Raw genomic sequence first — 15,178 nt, 5'->3', positions numbered from 1 at the left:
CTCTGAGCGAACCTCGCGATAGCCAGCTATCTGGCTATCGCCTTTATACAAAAAACCTATTTCTAATTCCTGCCTGATTTTCCTACTCTATAGTCATCAAAGTTGAATGCATATGTACTCGAATCATGAACTCACCCGTTCCCCTTTCGGCTACCTGTGTTAACTGACATAAGTCTTAAAGACGTCGGAGTGATTCATGTTTTCCAACAAGCTGAACATCGAAGAGTTCATGCAGGGGCTGATCAAGCGCAACCCTCACGAACCTGAATTCCATCAGGCGGTTCGTGAAGTCGCTGAAAGTGTTATTCCCTACATCAACCAGAATCCACAATATATTGAAACCCGTATCCTGGAGCGTATGACTGAACCTGACCGTGTTATCTCGTTCAGGGTTTGCTGGGAAGACGATGATGGTCGCATCAGGGTTAACCGTGGTTACCGGGTTCAGTTCAATAACGCTATTGGTCCTTATAAAGGTGGTCTGCGTTTTACCACCCACCTGACTCTGGACACTCTGAAGTTTCTTGGTTTTGAGCAAACCTTTAAGAACAGTCTAACAACGCTTCCTCTCGGTGCTGCCAAAGGTGGTTCCGACTTTAACCCCAAAGGTAAGAGTGACCGGGAAGTTATGCGTTTCTGCCAGGCTTTCATGTCAGAGCTGCACAAACACATTGGCCCGGACATGGATATTCCAGCCGGCGATATAGGTGTCGGTGGTCGTGAAATCAGTTATCTGTTCGGTCAGTACAAGCGACTGGAAAACCGATTCCACGGCGTTCTGACCGGGAAAGGTCTGGAATACGGCGGCAGCCTGATTCGTAAAGAAGCTACCGGCTTTGGTACTGTCTTCTTTATGAACGAGATGTTAAAGCATCATGGTGAAAGTCTTGATGGCAAACGCTGTGTTGTTTCCGGCTCTGGTAACGTTGCCCTCTATACCGCTGAAAAGATTATGCAGCTGGGCGGAATTGTTATAGCCATGTCCGACTCCAGTGGCGTGATTCATGTGAAAGACGGCCTGACTCTGGAGCAACTGAATTGGCTGATTGACCTGAAAGAACACCGCAGAGGTCGTATCAAGGAATTTGCTGACCACTTCAATTGCGAGTTCGTTCCTGACAGCAAAGTCTGGACGATTCCAGCTCAGCTGGCTTTTGCCTGTGCCACACAGAATGAGCTGACGATTGATGACGCAAAAACGCTGGTTAGCAATGGCTGCATTGCTGTAGCAGAAGGCGCAAACATGCCTTCCACTCTGGAAGCTGCTCACTACCTGAAGGAGAATAAAGTTCTCTTTGCTCCGGCAAAAGCCGCTAATGCTGGCGGTGTAGCCGTATCTGGTCTGGAAATGACCCAGAACAGCATGCGCCTTTCATGGTCGATGGAAGAGTTGGAAGATAGACTGAAAACCATCATGAAGCAGATACACAAACAATGCATTCAGCATGGACAAGAGGATGGAGAACACGTTGATTATGTTCGTGGTGCCAATATTGCCGGCTTCAAAAAGGTCGCTGATGCCATGCTGGCTTACGGTGTCGTTTAAAACCCAAGAAACTCTCAGGCTGCACAGTTAATTGACTGCCAGGGCATTCTGGATAAAACATCCACCAGCCTTTCAACCTGACTGACTGTGTGACTGGCTGAGAAGGTAATTCTCAGCCGGGCACTACCAATAGGCACAGTTGGTGGTCTAATAGCTGAGACAAGAATACCCTGTTCAAACAACAAGCGACTGATTTTCAGTGTTTTATCAATATCACCAATGATCACTGGCTGGATTGCAGTATCAGATTCTGAAACCGGAATATTTCTGTTTAAACACTCTTCTCGAAAAAGACTCACCAATCGTTTCAAATGATCTCTACGCCAGTCGTCCCTAGCCAGTATTCTCAGACTGGTTCGGGTCGCTTCAGCCACCGCCGGAGGTAAAGCCGTAGTGTAAATATAACTGCGTGAGAACTGGATCAAGGTTTCAATTAAGGCATCACTGCCTGCAACAAAAGCACCAAAACTGCCTGCCGATTTACCAAGCGTCGCCATCAAAATCGGTATCTCATTCTGAGTAAGCTGAAACTCATTGGTACTTCCCCGGCCATTTTTGCCCAGCACGCCAAAGCCATGGGCATCATCCAGCATAAGCCAGGCATTTTGTTCTGATGCCAGTTTGGACAGCACCGTTAGTTCCTGACGATCACCATCCATACTGAACACACCATCAGTGGCAATCAGTTTTCTATGACCTTTGCTGCTCGTTAAACAGGCTTCCAGATGTTGCAAATCTCTGTGCCTGAATCGTTGAAGACGTGCACCAGAAAGACGCCCCGCATCAAGCAGCGATGCATGATTCAGGCGATCCTGAAACACGGCATCACCTCTATTCAACAGTGCGCTCATCGCACCAAGGTTGGCCATGTAACCTGAAGAGAACAGCAGAGCTCGCTCTCGACCAGTGAATTCCGCAAGCTCTTCTTCCAGTAAACAGTGTGAACGACAATGACCAACTATTAATTGAGATGCTCCGCTGCCAAGACCGTACTGGTTCGCTGCTTTTTGAAATGATTGAATAACATCAGGATGATTAGCCAACCCAAGGTAATCATTGCTGCAAAAAGCCAGATAGGACTTTCCATCAATAATAACTTCTGGTCCCTGAGCAGAGTCCAGCGTCAATCTTTCACGATAGAGCTGCTGCGAGTAACGCTCAGACAGTGAGGTCTGAAGCGCTTGATCCATAGTTATGTCCACCGCTAGCCGACCATCTCATTAATATCTGGAGTATGCTCGGAAACCTCTGACTCAATACCCAGTTTAGAGAACAACTGCCAATCTTTATCCTGCTCAGGCAACGGTGTGGTGAGAAGCTTTTCACCCACATGAACACTATTCGCTCCGACGAAAAAACAAAGTGCCTGAAGTTCATCACTCATTCTCATTCGTCCCGCAGACAGCCGGACATGGGACTCAGGCATTAATATGCGGGCAGTAGCAATACAGCGAACAAAATCGATAGGATCAAGATCTTCCTCATCCGCCATAGGCGTTCCGGCAACCTTCACCAATAAATTGATAGGAACACTTTGGGGATGAGTTGGCAGAGTCGCAAGCTGGTGAAGCAACCCTATTCGGCCAGCAGCCTCTTCACCCATTCCGACAATGCCACCACAGCAGACATTAATGCCTGCATTATGAACTTCTCTAAGAGTTTCAAGACGATCCTCATAGGTTCTGGTTGAAATCACCTCACCGTAATACTCGGGAGAGGTATCGAGATTATGGTTGTAGTAATCCAGTCCCGCTTCTGACAAGGCATTAGCCTGATGGCTATTCAGCATTCCCAGAGTGGCGCAGGATTCAAGACCAAGCTCTTTAACACCTTTAATCATCTCGACCACTTGCTTGAGGTCTCTTTCGTTAGGGTTACGCCAGGCTGCACCCATGCAAAAACGGGTCGATCCTCCCGCTTTGGCCTGACGGGCTTTCTCCAGAACAGTTTCAACTGACATTAAAGGCTCACGTTTTAAGCCCGTGTGATAGCGACTGCTTTGGGGGCAGTATTTACAATCTTCAGGACAAGCACCTGTTTTTATGGAAAGGAGGGTACTGATTTGAACGCGATTATGATCAAAGAACCGTCGGTGAACCGAATGGGCTCGAAATAGAAGATCATTGAAAGGTTGATAGTAGATCGCATCAACCTCTGCGCGAGACCAATCGGTTCGAACCAATAGCTCCTGATCGGAAATCTGCCTCATGGAAACGACTACCTGAATGAAAGTTTCAAGACAATGCCGTTGAGTCTATGTGGGATTGGAAAGCTGTCAACTTGGGTAGGTGCAATCAGTTAACAGCCTTATTTTAACAGTAACGCTTTATTTCACCTTGCTGTTTTCAGTACGAGCACTATCAATTCGAACATTTTCTACCCGAGTGCTCTCTATTCGATCACTCTCTGCTCGACCACTCTCTACTCGTCCGTAAGTATCCTCGAATCTGACGATATCGTCCTCACCCAGATAGGCACCACTTTGTACTTCAATCAGCTCAAGAGTGACTTTTCCTGGGTTTTCCAGTCGATGCTTACAGCCAACCGGAATATAAACGGACTCATTTTCCGTCAATAGCAGCTCTTCATCATTTCTCGCCACCAACGCTGTACCCTGAACAACAATCCAGTGTTCAGCTCTATGATGATGCTTTTGAAGGGATAATCGAGCTCCCGGTTTTACACTGATTCGTTTGACCTGATAGCGATGCCCTTCATCGATAGCGTCATAACTTCCCCATGGACGATAGACATTACGATGAGTAACCGCTTCAGAACGGCTATTTTGATCAAGAGCTTCAACTATTCTCTTAACTGACTGAGCCTGATTACGATCAGCGACCATAACTGCATCACTGGTTTCTACGACGATAAGGTTTTCAACACCAACCAGCGACACCAGACGACTCTCGGCCCGTACATAGCTGTTCCTTGAATCAACAGATTGCACGTCGCCATGGCAAACCATGCCATTGCTGTCGCTTTCTTCTATTTCCAGAATGGACGACCACGAACCTACATCATTCCAGCCACAGCTGACGGGTAGCACAACAGCCTTTTGAGTCTGCTCCATAACCGCATAATCAACAGATTCTGACGGGCACTCAAGAAAAGCCTGCTTGCCAAGGCGGGTAAAATCCCATTCCTGTTGAGAATCCTTAACCGCCTGAGCACAGGCAGAATAGATATCCAGCCGAAAGCTCTTTAATTCCTTAAGAAACACATCGGCTCTGAACATGAACATGCCGCTGTTCCAGCAGTAATTGCCAGAATCAAGGTATTCCTGCGCAGTTGTTTTGTTCGGTTTTTCAACGAATCGATCAACCAGTCTGCTCAAGCTGCAGAATGGCTCCATCGACTGGCCTTTTTTAATGTAACCATACCCGGTCTCAGGCTTGTTGGGTTCAATACCGAAAGTGACCAGGTGACCCTGGCTGGCAAGTTCAGACGCCTGCACAACGGCTTTACGGAACGCAGCTTCATCAGCAATAAAGTGGTCTGCTGCCAGTGCCAGTAAAATCTCATCACTGTTTTTCTGCAGTAATGCGGCAGAAGCCAAAGCTGGAGCTGTATTCCTGCCTTCAGGTTCCAGCAAAATACGTGCGTTATTGATGCCTATCTGCTGCAGCTGTTCGCCGACAATAAAACGGTGATCTTCTGAACAGATAATAATCGGTGGATTCGTTTTCAGTCCTTTCAGTCTTAGCAAAGTCTGCTGTAACATACTCTGCTCGCCGATGCAGGGTAAAAACTGTTTAGGATAGTGTTTTCTGGAGTAAGGCCACAGACGGGTGCCGGCACCACCAGCCATAATTACAGGCGTAAACATTAATGCTCCCTGTTGATGTTATTACTTCTTATTGGCCTGAGCCGCTATCCCGCGCTTTCTTGCTATTTCATAGCAATTCTCGGAGACTTCAACCAATAGTAAACAGAAAGCCAGCAGTTATGAACCAGCTTCAGTGTTTTAACTCTTCCGATATTCGCGGAAAAATCCCCGAGCAATTGAATGAAGATATTGCCTGGCGAATTGGCCGTGCCACGGCCGACTGGCTTAAGCCGGAAACAGTGATAGTGGGGGCAGACTGCAGGCTTTCATCCTCTGCCATAAAAACGGCTGTAACAAACGGTCTCAGAAGCGCCGGGGTCAATGTGCTCGACCTGGGTCTGTGTGGCACCGAAGAAATTTACTTTGCAGTGTCTCACTTGAAAGCCTGTGGCGGAATAATGGTCACTGCCAGCCATAACCCTAAAGACTACAATGGCATGAAACTGGTTGGGAAAGACAGTGTACCTATTGCAGCCAGTTCCGGACTGAATACCATCAAGGAGCTGGCGGAAAACCTTGTTAATCAAAATCGTGGCGATCAAAGTCATGAAACTGAACTGACTGGCAGCTATCAGGAAATATCCAGTCTTGATGCTTATATCCAGCATATTCTTGGTTTTATCAATACTGATGTATTGAAACCATTAAAACTCGTCGTTAACGCTGGTAATGGCACCGCTGGGCATATCGTTAATGCTATTGAAGCTCGGCTCAAAAAAAGCAATAAGTCTGTTGAATTCATCAAACTGCTCAACGAACCTGATGGTAATTTTCCTCACGGAGTACCTAATCCGCTCTTACCCGATGCTCGACAACAAACCATTGACGCAGTCATCAATCATAAAGCTGATATGGGAATAGCCTGGGACGGAGACTTCGACCGCTGTTTTCTGTTTGATGAGAAAGGTCAGTTTATAGAAGGTTACTATATTGTTGGTCTCTTGGGAGAAGCCTTCCTCGGTCATCATCCGGCTGCAAAAATCATTCATGACCCTCGATTAACCTGGAATACCATTGATCAGGTAAAGGCTGCAGGTGGAACACCTGTTTTATGTAGAACCGGTCACTCTCATATCAAAACCATGATGAGAGAAGAGAACGCTGTGTATGGTGGCGAGATGAGCGCTCACCATTACTTCCGTGATTTCTTTTACTGCGATTCAGGCATGATTCCTTGGTTATTGGTAGCGGAACTGATTTCCAAAAAACAAAAGCCTCTCTCTACTCTGGTCAAAGAGCGTATTGCCCTCTACCCCTCTTCCGGTGAGATCAACTCCCGATTAACGTCAGATACTCAGAAAACGATCGATAAGGTTCGTGCCGTTTATGAACCCGATGCCAAAGCCGTTGATACCACTGATGGTATTTCACTGGATATGGGGCAGTGGCGCTTTAACCTTCGTCGCTCCAATACTGAGCCCGTTATTCGACTGAACGTAGAAAGTAAGAATGATGTGCTGCTGGTAAATGAAAAAACCAGTGAGCTTCTGGCTTTAATCCGAGAACACTAAAATATTGATTTGCCTCTGACCTGATTGCATCCTGATCTTTTTTTTCTATGCTTGCAGGACAACACCATAGTTGTGGAGTCCTGCAATGAAGTTTAAAAATCGTTTTCAGCTACTTATCGTACTGCTGTCTTTTCTTTCACAGATACAGGCAGCACCGACCGAGAAGGCAACTGACTTCTCCGGCTTCTGGAAAAATCAACGCGGTTCGACACTGGATTTTATTCAACTGAGTAATCAGCTAAATGGAACATTCGTAACAGCCGTTGCCCAGACTCGAGCCTGCATTGGCCATAAAGCACCGTTCGTTGGTCACAGTAATAGCAACACCTTTTCATTGAGTGTGGATATGACCGGCTGTGGTTCACCTCTGGTATTAGCCATTACCGGCATTGTTGCTCATAAAAATGGTAAGGAAGAGCTGAAGACTCAGGCCATTATGCAATACCGTGGCAAAGATACCTGGAACTCACAGATTCTGAACACTGACATCTATACTCGAATGCCTGCGAAAAAACACAAAAGTAATTAACCGCGCGTCGCTATCAGCTCAATAGACAGAATTCACTATGCCTGAGGCTGCGCCTTTACTAGTATGTGGACAATAAACTAATTCTGAATAGTTACTGAATAGCTATATTTCAGACCGAGAAAAAGGATCCCTCTATGCTTCTGGTCGTATCTCCTGCCAAAACACTGGATTACGACACCGCACCGGTGACTAAGACATTCACTCAGCCTGACTTCCTTGATCAGGCTGAAGATTTAATCAAACAATTACGTCAGCTCTCCCCCGCGGATATCGGCAGCCTTATGAGCATCAGTGACAAGCTGTCTCAGTTGAATGCAGCTCGTTTTGAAGCATGGGAGCAGCCCTTTACAGCGGATAATGCCAAACAGGCTGTGCTGGCCTTTAAAGGTGATGTTTATACCGGGCTTGATGCCGAATCCCTGAACGAAAAACAGTTTAAATACATTCAGAAGCATCTGCGTATTCTGTCTGGCCTTTATGGCCTGTTACGTCCACTGGATCTGATGCAGGCTTACCGTCTGGAAATGGGCACCAAATTTGCCAATGCCGCAGGTAAAGACCTGTATGCTTTTTGGGGTGAAACCATTACAGAAAAGCTGAACGAAGAGCTTGCCCAACAAAAAGACAGTATTCTGGTAAATCTGGCATCCAATGAATATTTCAAATCAGTTAAGCCGAAGAAACTGAACGCTGCCATCATCACTCCTGTCTTCAAGGACTGGAAAGGTGATAAATACAAGATCATCAGTTTCTACGCAAAAAAAGCCAGAGGTTTAATGTGCCGTTACGCCATTGATAATGCCATCAGTGATGTTAATGACCTGAAAGCATTTGACTATGAGGGCTATGGTTTCAACAAGGCCATGTCGACTGAAACCGAATGGGTGTTCACCCGTCAGGAAAGTTAAATCGATTTATCATCGACAATCACCACTTCCAGCTCCCGCTTTCTGGTATACAGAAAGCGGATCAGGTCGTACAAAAAAGGTGAACTGAAATCACTGTAACTGAGTGATGTCGTATAGCGGTAGTTCACACCGTACAACACCAACCACTCCGGCTGCTGGAAGATTGTTTCTGGCACATTACCGATATTAATCTGATTTTCCAGCTGCTGATCAACAGCCATACCTGCAATATCGCGGACACTCGATGGTCCCAACAACGGAATAACCAGATAAGCACCTGAGCCAACGCCATAAAATGCCAGCGTATTGGCAAAACCATTACTTTGATGGTGTAAACCAATAGCTGATGCAGGATCAAACAGACCAAAAAACCCAACGGTAGAGTTGATCACCAACCTGAACATGGCATTAAAGGTTTGCCTGATATCAAACTGAAGCAGACTGTTTACACCGGATGGAATTTCCTTAAGATTCTGAAAAAAGTCCGAAACTCTGGACCGAAAAAAAACAGGTGTTACGGTTTTATAAAGTTTTACCGTAGGCTTTAGCAGGTTTCGATCAACTATTCTATCGAATGCAAATATGTATCGGTTTAATGGTTCGATAGGGTCATAAACATCCAGGAAGCCAAGTTGATCACCGGGTTGAGCCAGAAGCCCTTTATCCTCGTCATGATACTGTAATTGCTTCAACGGCTCCGAATACGACAATCGCTCTACAGAAAAGACCCGCGATGACAACATCATCAGCAGTATTAATGACGGCCAACCTGTATTTCTAACTGTCCGGGAAGTAACCATTTTTAAAAAAGCCCAACATATCAGTAACATTTTCCTTGTAGAGGAAGTTTCCAACATGTCCTCCCCTTGGGTAAATTCGGGCTCTGCGACCAAAAGTGTCATAGAGGAAGTTCAACCCTTCCTGATCAATTATCAGGTCATCTGCGTTATGCATAACCCCGATTGAACGGGTTTCTCTAAGCCAGTCAGCAAGCACGGTTAAACTATTTTCTGTGTATAACTGCTGTAATGTTGTATCGCTCTTTTTCTCTCTGACAGCAGGCAGCAAAACTGACTCAACATAGCATTGAAAACTACAGTGCATGGCACTTTCCATATACTTGGTTCTGCTATCTCCCAACTTAAGCCTTTTACCTTCAGGTAATAATTTACCGTTCAATGTCATTGCGTTTGAAGTGAATAACATCGCAGCCACCGAAAACCGAAAACTCATACCAATTAATAAAGCCAACTCTTCACGGGATGAGCCGACAATATTTTTTTCTACATATCGAAGCATTGAAGCTTCAAGATCAATACTCTTATGATGTCGAAAGTAATCTGCCAGACCATCAAAATAGTGATTAAATAACGCCGTAGAATCATCAACCCCGGGGACATCTGCAAGCAGGAGTTTATCCAGATTAGATACCGCGCGCTCAAGATAAACAGGCGGGTTAATCATAAGAATACGACGAAAACCTACTTTCCTCTCATCCTTGTCCTGCTTACCAATAAAAGCGGCATCCATTGCTCCCAGACTGTAGCCAACCAGATAGTAATCACTGATTGCTATGCTTCTCGACGACTTCACTCGTTCGATTGCCTGCTGCATCAGCCGGTACAAGTCAATGCTGTCAGGTGTCGATAAACCGGTACGATGTGATACAGAGCTGGACACTATAAAATCATAGCTGGTAGGAGAAGACAGCTGTAGTACATGGAAACCACTCTGATAAAAAATCTTCTTTAGTGCTTCTACTTTTGAAGTATCAAATCGCCCCCCCGTTCCAGCGATGATCACCACCAGAGGTGATTTATTCTTCTGCCAGGCAAATTTAAATTTGGGTGTTTTTACATCCCAAAAGATATCAGGGGCTTTATGCTGCTTGTCTTCTGCTAATCCATAAATTGCTTCCTGAATTGTGGTTGGTTCTGAAACTGCACGAAAAGCAGGAGGTGTTCCAATAATGGTTGCAAGAAAGGGGTTACTGATAGGGAAGCCATAAGCCTGAAGCTCACCACTTATTATCAGTAACAGGATAAAGAACCGTTTCATATCAAAAGGTATAATTCAGTTGGGCAGCAATGATATGGGAATGGTTATTGTATTCACCGTTTAACGTACCATAGGTAGGTATAACGCCATGAGGGGGGGTACTTTCATGTTTTTGCTCTGTGAGATTACTTTTCCCCATATCTACATAGGCGTATGAGAGATCAATGCTTAATTCAGAAACTGGCTTCCAGTTAAAGCCAAAGGTGTACCAGTTGCGATTTGCATCAGGTGAGCGAACTGTTCGGTTATTATCATCGACCGGGGAATTATCTCTCATATATCCAGCACGGAGTTGCCATTCAGGAAGCAGTTGATAAGAGATCCCGCCACTGAATGCCCAGACATCTTTCCATTTCATTGGGATATAACTTGAAAGCATACTTCCTGCTTTTACATGGAACTGTTCAAATCGGCTCCACCGAGTCCAGGTTGCCTCTGCCATCAATGTCAGTCGGCTATCAATATGATGAGTCATACTCAGTGCTACTTTTTCTGGCATGGTGATATCAAGCTTGGCTTTATGCTTGAGAGAACCTGCTTTACTGTCACCTTCAAGTGTAAACTTCAATTGATCATGGTAAGCCAGCCCCAGGTAAGTCTTCTCATTAGCTCGCCATAAAAAACCAACATTCCAGCTTAAAGCTTTATCATCACCCTCTACTCTGGCAGGCAATGTGATAATTGGGGGAAAACTTTTTGGGTCGGGAAAAAAAGTCTTTTGTGTAAGCTCTCCCTTTACATACGAGCCAATAATTCCAACACCGGCAGATAATTGTTCCATTATTCTGTAGGAAATAGATGCTTGAAGGTTAACCACCTGAACGCTGGTTTTTAGTCCGAAATACTGTCCTACCCACCCCTTATCGTACTCCAGCTCTATTCCAAACGGTGCATAACCACTGAACCCCAGATTAATATGTTCATGCAAAGGAACAACTATGTGCCCAAAGGGCACAAAGGTATTTTTCTGGAAATCAGATGTAGAGCCGGAAAGTGGCTCTTGTAAGAAAGCAGATTTAAAATCACCGGAAAACTTACCGCCTTTCAGGATAAAAGCACTACCTGCCGAGAGACTTCTAGCATCCATAAAACCCATGCCAGCAGGATTAGATGCCAGTATCGACGCATCCTGAGGGTTTGAGGCTCGCCCTGCAAAGCCGGTCCCCATGTAACTGCCAGAGTTTTCATTGATGCCGTAACCAGCTCCGTAAGAAATGCTACTGACAGAAGCTGTCAACAAGCCGCACAAAGTTATGGTTACTGTAGAAAAAAGTGAGCGATTTTTGAGAGGGCTCATGGTTAACCTCAAAGCGTAATCTGCCTTGAAGTTATAGACCCTGTTTGAGTAAAGAAAAGAAATTCAGCAAAAGTTCTCTGAATTTCAGGGTGCTCTTGCAGCACCCCGCACCACAATAAACGTCAGACTTTAGGTAAAGTGAACCTTGGCAGGGAGACGTCTTTGTGCAACGCCAGCAAACGCATAAATAGCACCAGAGCCGCAGCAGTCAGAGTAACTTCGGTATGGGGAAATACCGGTTCAAGCAATACATAAACAGCCCCGCCCGCCATGGCGGCTGAAGCATATATTTCGGATCTGAGAACCATAGGTACATCTGCAGCCAGAATATCTCTGATGACTCCGCCACCACAGCCAGTCAGCACGCCCATCATCACAGCAACCAATGGCGAAGCTCCGAACGCCTGTGCCTTGGTAATACCAATAATAGTGAACACAGACAGCCCGATGGCATCGGCAATCAACATATGCTGTTTGGTCTGCCAATGCCACTTGCGAAAAGCAATGGCCAATAAAGTTGATGCAAGAATGACTACCATGTACCAGGTATCCTGTATCCAGAAGACCGGAACAGCACCCAGGAGCACATCACGAATCGTACCGCCACCAACGGCAGTCACAAAGGCAAGAACCATTGCGCCAAAAAGATCCATATCTTTTCGGCAAGCCAGCCAGGCACCACTGATGGCAAAAACAGCGGTGCCGAATAAGTCGAGAAAATAGAGAAGCATGTTCGTCTTTATCAGGAAGGGGTTATTATTCAGGCAATTATATTCCTGTGTCTTAATGGCCAATATTGCTGCAAACCGGTATTCAATGACAGTAATACTTATACTTCAGAAATCTACCTGGAAAATCTAGCTGTAATTAAAGAGACATTTTTTTGTCATTATTCTCATTCACGTTTCCACTGTAACGCCATAAGACCACTCATTGACTAAAGCTCTTCCCCATAAAAACGATAACAACTAACGCTCAAGTAAGTACTTTTTAGTTGATATGAAGTGAAATTATTTCAGTTAACAATAATGAAGTAAGAGTTTTATACATTGTAGTTATATGGGTTAGCTACAACATTCATACTCTGATTCGCATGCTTAAATTAGTTTATCAGGAGTCTATCTCCTGCCAGCATGGTGTACGACTGGTAGGCTGGAAGTTAGGCGAGGTATCGCTGTTCTGGAGATCAACACCATGAATGGAAGCAAGCTAAGCGGTTGCCATAAATATCTATACAGTCTGGGGACACCTTTCATTGTCTCCATGCTGCCCATCTCGTCAGAGGCTGAATCGTCTGACACGGATTTTACTCAGAACAGCCATTACTCAACATCCTACTCCAGAGATGTTTCAACCATTGATCCATTCACCCTCCAGAATGTCAGTAGCAAAAGTAAGTACTCCGTACCAGAGCTGGGCTCACGCAAAAAAAACATCATCAACAAGGATGATGTGGGCAAGCTGCTTTATAAAACACTTAAGAATCCCAAGAAGGTCGCTGGGCAAGCTGCTGCTGGCGCTGCTATGGTGGGCCTGAATTACCTGGAAGTGGCTAAGCCCTTGAAAGAAGGTGTTGTCTATATCAAGGAAAAGACCCGTTTTAAATTTGGAGACTGTGGTCAGGTTCGTTTCAGTAGCAAGCTGAAAGCAAAAACCTGCCTGATGGACAACTCCAATATCGAGCTGAACTCAAGCTATAAGATGGATAAAGTCACTGTTAATTTTAACTGGGCTCTCTAGGCAAGCACTCTAAAGCCATTTCCGTCATTTCCGGCTCTGGGTTAGAATCCACAACCATCGCTGTTCATATTGTGGAATCTGTTTTGAATACCCGCAGACAATACGCCCTGTTTATCCGCCGTCTCGAAAACCTGCCTGAGTGGAAACTCACCGCCGTCACCACCGCTATTGCTGAAAGGGCATGGCCGAATTTCGCACTGTTCTCTGAGCTGGTTGAATTTGGTGACACCGCAGAATGCCAGCATTGCCTGAACATGCTGTGGGATAACATTGCCGGTCACCAGTCTGCAAAGAACTTTGAGCGTCTTCTGGAAAGGCTGGAACCTTGTATCCCTGATATGGACGAGTTTGAAATGTTCGGTGCTCAACTCGCGCACGATGCCATTATCAGTACAATCTGTGCTGTAAACTGCTCCATGGAACCGGATGCCGGGGAATCAGCCAGCGCACTGACACTCTCCCTCAGCACTATCGGCAAATTCATCAAGTATTCGGAAGCATTGGAGTTGAAGGGCACTGAGCTGCAACAGTACATTGAACAACACGAAATGTACCTTCAGCAACTCGATTTTATTGACGAGATTTTTGAAACGATCAGTAAGTCAAAGCAGAACCCTGAAACCATGAAAAAACTCAGGACTATTGCAAAGAATGACGGTGTCAGCCATATCGGAATCAGTCTCGACTGATTCGATGAGCATAAACATCACTTCACATTGTTGATGATATCTCTCAGCAGCGAGTAAATTTTATTCTGTGAGTTCGACATGGCATCGTAATTCTGGTTGTACGTTGCCATGGCTCTCTGTAACTGCACCGTTTGCAGCTGATTATTGCTGGTGAGGTTTTCCTTGGCATTCAGCAGAGAGCTTTTCAGCTTTCCCCACTCATCTGGAGTCAGGTTGCCGTTGCCGCTGACATCCGTGTAGGTAATTTTTAAATCCTGAGCCAGAATATTCCTTTCTTCCGCTGAAAGCACTGGCGCCCCACCACTGTATTCATTCGCCAAGGCGGACTGGAAAGCCAGCTTTCTGGCCGCATAACCACCCAGTTGCGCAGAAGCATTGTTAGGGTCAGTCGCTGTAATATTATTGGTGTTTACGCCGTCATACTCCCAAGAGTGCAGCCCACCTGATTCCAGCAATATATAGCCATCATTATTGGTCGCATCCACAGCAACACCATTCAGATTTGCAGTACCAATGGCCGGATTCGCTGTATTCAGGTTAGTCACCGTCAACGACTGAGTTCCGCGGGTAATGGTTATGCCAGTAATGTCGGTTAAACCACCCGATATATTTTGAGCGTTAAAAGGAATATCAGGTGTACCTGTCTTAAAAGTAATTTCAGTACCATCATCAAGAACAAAGGTCATATCGTTCATGACCGGAATACCTACCTGAAGTACATCTGCGGCTTCTCCCTTCGCTAAAGGAACCAGCGTCTGATTCTGATACATCAGTTTATTGCCTTCAGCATCGACCAGGGTAAATTTGGTATTGCCATTGGCATCAGGGTGAATGGCAAGGCCGTAGCCGTTATCCAGAACGATGCTATTACCATTAGTTTGCCAGGTTGTCGCCGTATAATTGCTGGAACCATACTGAGCAATATTGGCCTTATTGATCATATTATTGACACCAACCAGCAACTCATTGGACTTTTCAATATTACCGACAATCCGTCGAACTTCTGAGTCAAGCATGTTCCCCCGCTCCAGAAAAATGGCTGACATAAAGTCCATTTGACTCTGTTGAGTA

Annotated in this window: 14 protein-coding genes; 6 read left to right on the top strand and 8 right to left on the bottom strand. The window is 45.5% G+C overall.

The annotated features are described in order from the left end of the window. Positions 1 to 196: 196 nt before the first annotated feature. Positions 197 to 1,546 carry an NADP-specific glutamate dehydrogenase gene (gene gdhA, locus EOPP23_RS03545; RefSeq protein ID WP_153764600.1) on the top strand — a complete coding sequence of 450 codons (1,350 nt, stop codon included), beginning with the start codon at positions 197 to 199 and terminating at the stop codon, positions 1,544 to 1,546. Positions 1,547 to 1,560: 14 nt separating this feature from the next. Here the strand turns inward: gdhA and bioF are convergent, their stop codons facing one another. The 3 genes from bioF to EOPP23_RS03530 form a co-directional block, all read right to left on the bottom strand. After that, positions 1,561 to 2,736: an 8-amino-7-oxononanoate synthase gene (gene bioF / locus EOPP23_RS03540; protein WP_153764599.1), complete on the bottom strand. Its 1,176-nt coding sequence runs from the start codon at positions 2,734 to 2,736 to the stop codon at positions 1,561 to 1,563. 14 nt (positions 2,737 to 2,750) lie between these two features. After that, positions 2,751 to 3,755, bottom strand: coding sequence for a biotin synthase BioB (gene bioB / locus EOPP23_RS03535; protein WP_153764598.1), 1,005 nt, complete (start codon positions 3,753 to 3,755; stop codon positions 2,751 to 2,753). Between the two features lie 117 nt (positions 3,756 to 3,872). Beyond that, positions 3,873 to 5,375 (bottom strand): mannose-1-phosphate guanylyltransferase/mannose-6-phosphate isomerase, encoded by a 1,503-nt coding sequence (locus EOPP23_RS03530; RefSeq protein WP_153764597.1) that lies wholly within the window; start codon positions 5,373 to 5,375, stop codon positions 3,873 to 3,875. A gap of 119 nt (positions 5,376 to 5,494) precedes the next feature. Between EOPP23_RS03530 and EOPP23_RS03525 the strand changes: the two genes are divergently transcribed. The 3 genes from EOPP23_RS03525 to yaaA all read left to right on the top strand — a co-directional run bounded on the left by EOPP23_RS03525 (position 5,495) and on the right by yaaA (position 8,323). Continuing rightward, the gene (locus tag EOPP23_RS03525) at positions 5,495 to 6,886 is read left to right on the top strand and encodes a phosphomannomutase CpsG (protein ID WP_153764596.1); all 1,392 of its coding nucleotides are present in this window, start codon (positions 5,495 to 5,497) and stop codon (positions 6,884 to 6,886) included. A gap of 85 nt (positions 6,887 to 6,971) precedes the next feature. After that, the gene (locus tag EOPP23_RS03520; protein WP_153764595.1) at positions 6,972 to 7,415 is read left to right on the top strand and encodes an avidin/streptavidin family protein; all 444 of its coding nucleotides are present in this window, start codon (positions 6,972 to 6,974) and stop codon (positions 7,413 to 7,415) included. 134 nt (positions 7,416 to 7,549) lie between these two features. Further along, complete coding sequence (yaaA, locus tag EOPP23_RS03515; protein ID WP_153764594.1) at positions 7,550 to 8,323, top strand: peroxide stress protein YaaA; 774 nt, start codon at positions 7,550 to 7,552, stop codon at positions 8,321 to 8,323. On the opposite strand, the gene EOPP23_RS03510 is transcribed toward yaaA, so the two are convergent. The 4 genes from EOPP23_RS03510 to EOPP23_RS03500 all read right to left on the bottom strand — a co-directional run bounded on the left by EOPP23_RS03510 (position 8,320) and on the right by EOPP23_RS03500 (position 12,409). Further along, positions 8,320 to 9,123, bottom strand: coding sequence for a VacJ family lipoprotein (locus EOPP23_RS03510; protein WP_194842485.1), 804 nt, complete (start codon positions 9,121 to 9,123; stop codon positions 8,320 to 8,322). The genes yaaA and EOPP23_RS03510 overlap by 4 nt on opposite strands. After that, on the bottom strand, positions 9,101 to 10,381 hold the full coding sequence (locus EOPP23_RS21320; RefSeq protein ID WP_194842484.1) for a serine/threonine protein kinase: 1,281 nt from the start codon (positions 10,379 to 10,381) through the stop codon (positions 9,101 to 9,103). The genes EOPP23_RS03510 and EOPP23_RS21320 overlap by 23 nt, the downstream gene beginning before the upstream one ends. Before the next feature lies 1 nt (position 10,382). Next, entirely contained in the window at positions 10,383 to 11,678 is a 1,296-nt protein-coding gene (locus tag EOPP23_RS03505) for an OmpP1/FadL family transporter (RefSeq protein WP_153764592.1), read from the bottom strand. Positions 11,679 to 11,800: 122 nt separating this feature from the next. After that, the gene (locus EOPP23_RS03500; protein WP_153764591.1) at positions 11,801 to 12,409 is read right to left on the bottom strand and encodes a trimeric intracellular cation channel family protein; all 609 of its coding nucleotides are present in this window, start codon (positions 12,407 to 12,409) and stop codon (positions 11,801 to 11,803) included. Positions 12,410 to 12,872: 463 nt separating this feature from the next. Here EOPP23_RS03500 and EOPP23_RS03495 point away from each other — a divergent pair, with 463 nt between their 5' ends. Then, positions 12,873 to 13,418, top strand: coding sequence for a hypothetical protein (locus tag EOPP23_RS03495; protein ID WP_153764590.1), 546 nt, complete (start codon positions 12,873 to 12,875; stop codon positions 13,416 to 13,418). Positions 13,419 to 13,501: 83 nt separating this feature from the next. Next, positions 13,502 to 14,107, top strand: a complete 606-nt coding sequence (locus EOPP23_RS03490) for a DUF416 family protein (RefSeq protein ID WP_194842483.1) — start codon at positions 13,502 to 13,504, stop codon at positions 14,105 to 14,107. 17 nt (positions 14,108 to 14,124) lie between these two features. Here the strand turns inward: EOPP23_RS03490 and EOPP23_RS03485 are convergent, their stop codons facing one another. Beyond that, positions 14,125 to 15,123, bottom strand: a complete 999-nt coding sequence (locus EOPP23_RS03485; protein ID WP_194842482.1) for a hypothetical protein — start codon at positions 15,121 to 15,123, stop codon at positions 14,125 to 14,127. Between the last annotated feature and the right edge of the window lie 55 nt (positions 15,124 to 15,178).

The sequence above is a fragment of the Endozoicomonas sp. OPT23 genome (assembly GCF_009653635.1).
Lineage (GTDB): Bacteria > Pseudomonadota > Gammaproteobacteria > Pseudomonadales > Endozoicomonadaceae > Endozoicomonas_A.
The sequence above is the reverse complement of the archived record's forward strand: the minus strand, read 5'-3'. Positions and strand labels throughout refer to the sequence as shown.

Coding starts and splice junctions, on each gene's coding strand:
- bioF (WP_153764599.1), bottom strand. CDS start 2,736: ATGGATCAAGCGCTTCAGACCTCACTGTCTGAGCGTTACTCGCAGCAG.
- gdhA (WP_153764600.1), top strand. CDS start 197: ATGTTTTCCAACAAGCTGAACATCGAAGAGTTCATGCAGGGGCTGATC.
- EOPP23_RS03500 (WP_153764591.1), bottom strand. CDS start 12,409: ATGCTTCTCTATTTTCTCGACTTATTCGGCACCGCTGTTTTTGCCATC.
- EOPP23_RS03510 (WP_194842485.1), bottom strand. CDS start 9,123: ATGGTTACTTCCCGGACAGTTAGAAATACAGGTTGGCCGTCATTAATA.
- EOPP23_RS03485 (WP_194842482.1), bottom strand. CDS start 15,123: ATGCTTGACTCAGAAGTTCGACGGATTGTCGGTAATATTGAAAAGTCC.
- EOPP23_RS03525 (WP_153764596.1), top strand. CDS start 5,495: ATGAACCAGCTTCAGTGTTTTAACTCTTCCGATATTCGCGGAAAAATC.
- EOPP23_RS03505 (WP_153764592.1), bottom strand. CDS start 11,678: ATGAGCCCTCTCAAAAATCGCTCACTTTTTTCTACAGTAACCATAACT.
- yaaA (WP_153764594.1), top strand. CDS start 7,550: ATGCTTCTGGTCGTATCTCCTGCCAAAACACTGGATTACGACACCGCA.
- bioB (WP_153764598.1), bottom strand. CDS start 3,755: ATGAGGCAGATTTCCGATCAGGAGCTATTGGTTCGAACCGATTGGTCT.
- EOPP23_RS03530 (WP_153764597.1), bottom strand. CDS start 5,375: ATGTTTACGCCTGTAATTATGGCTGGTGGTGCCGGCACCCGTCTGTGG.
- EOPP23_RS03520 (WP_153764595.1), top strand. CDS start 6,972: ATGAAGTTTAAAAATCGTTTTCAGCTACTTATCGTACTGCTGTCTTTT.
- EOPP23_RS21320 (WP_194842484.1), bottom strand. CDS start 10,381: ATGAAACGGTTCTTTATCCTGTTACTGATAATAAGTGGTGAGCTTCAG.
- EOPP23_RS03495 (WP_153764590.1), top strand. CDS start 12,873: ATGAATGGAAGCAAGCTAAGCGGTTGCCATAAATATCTATACAGTCTG.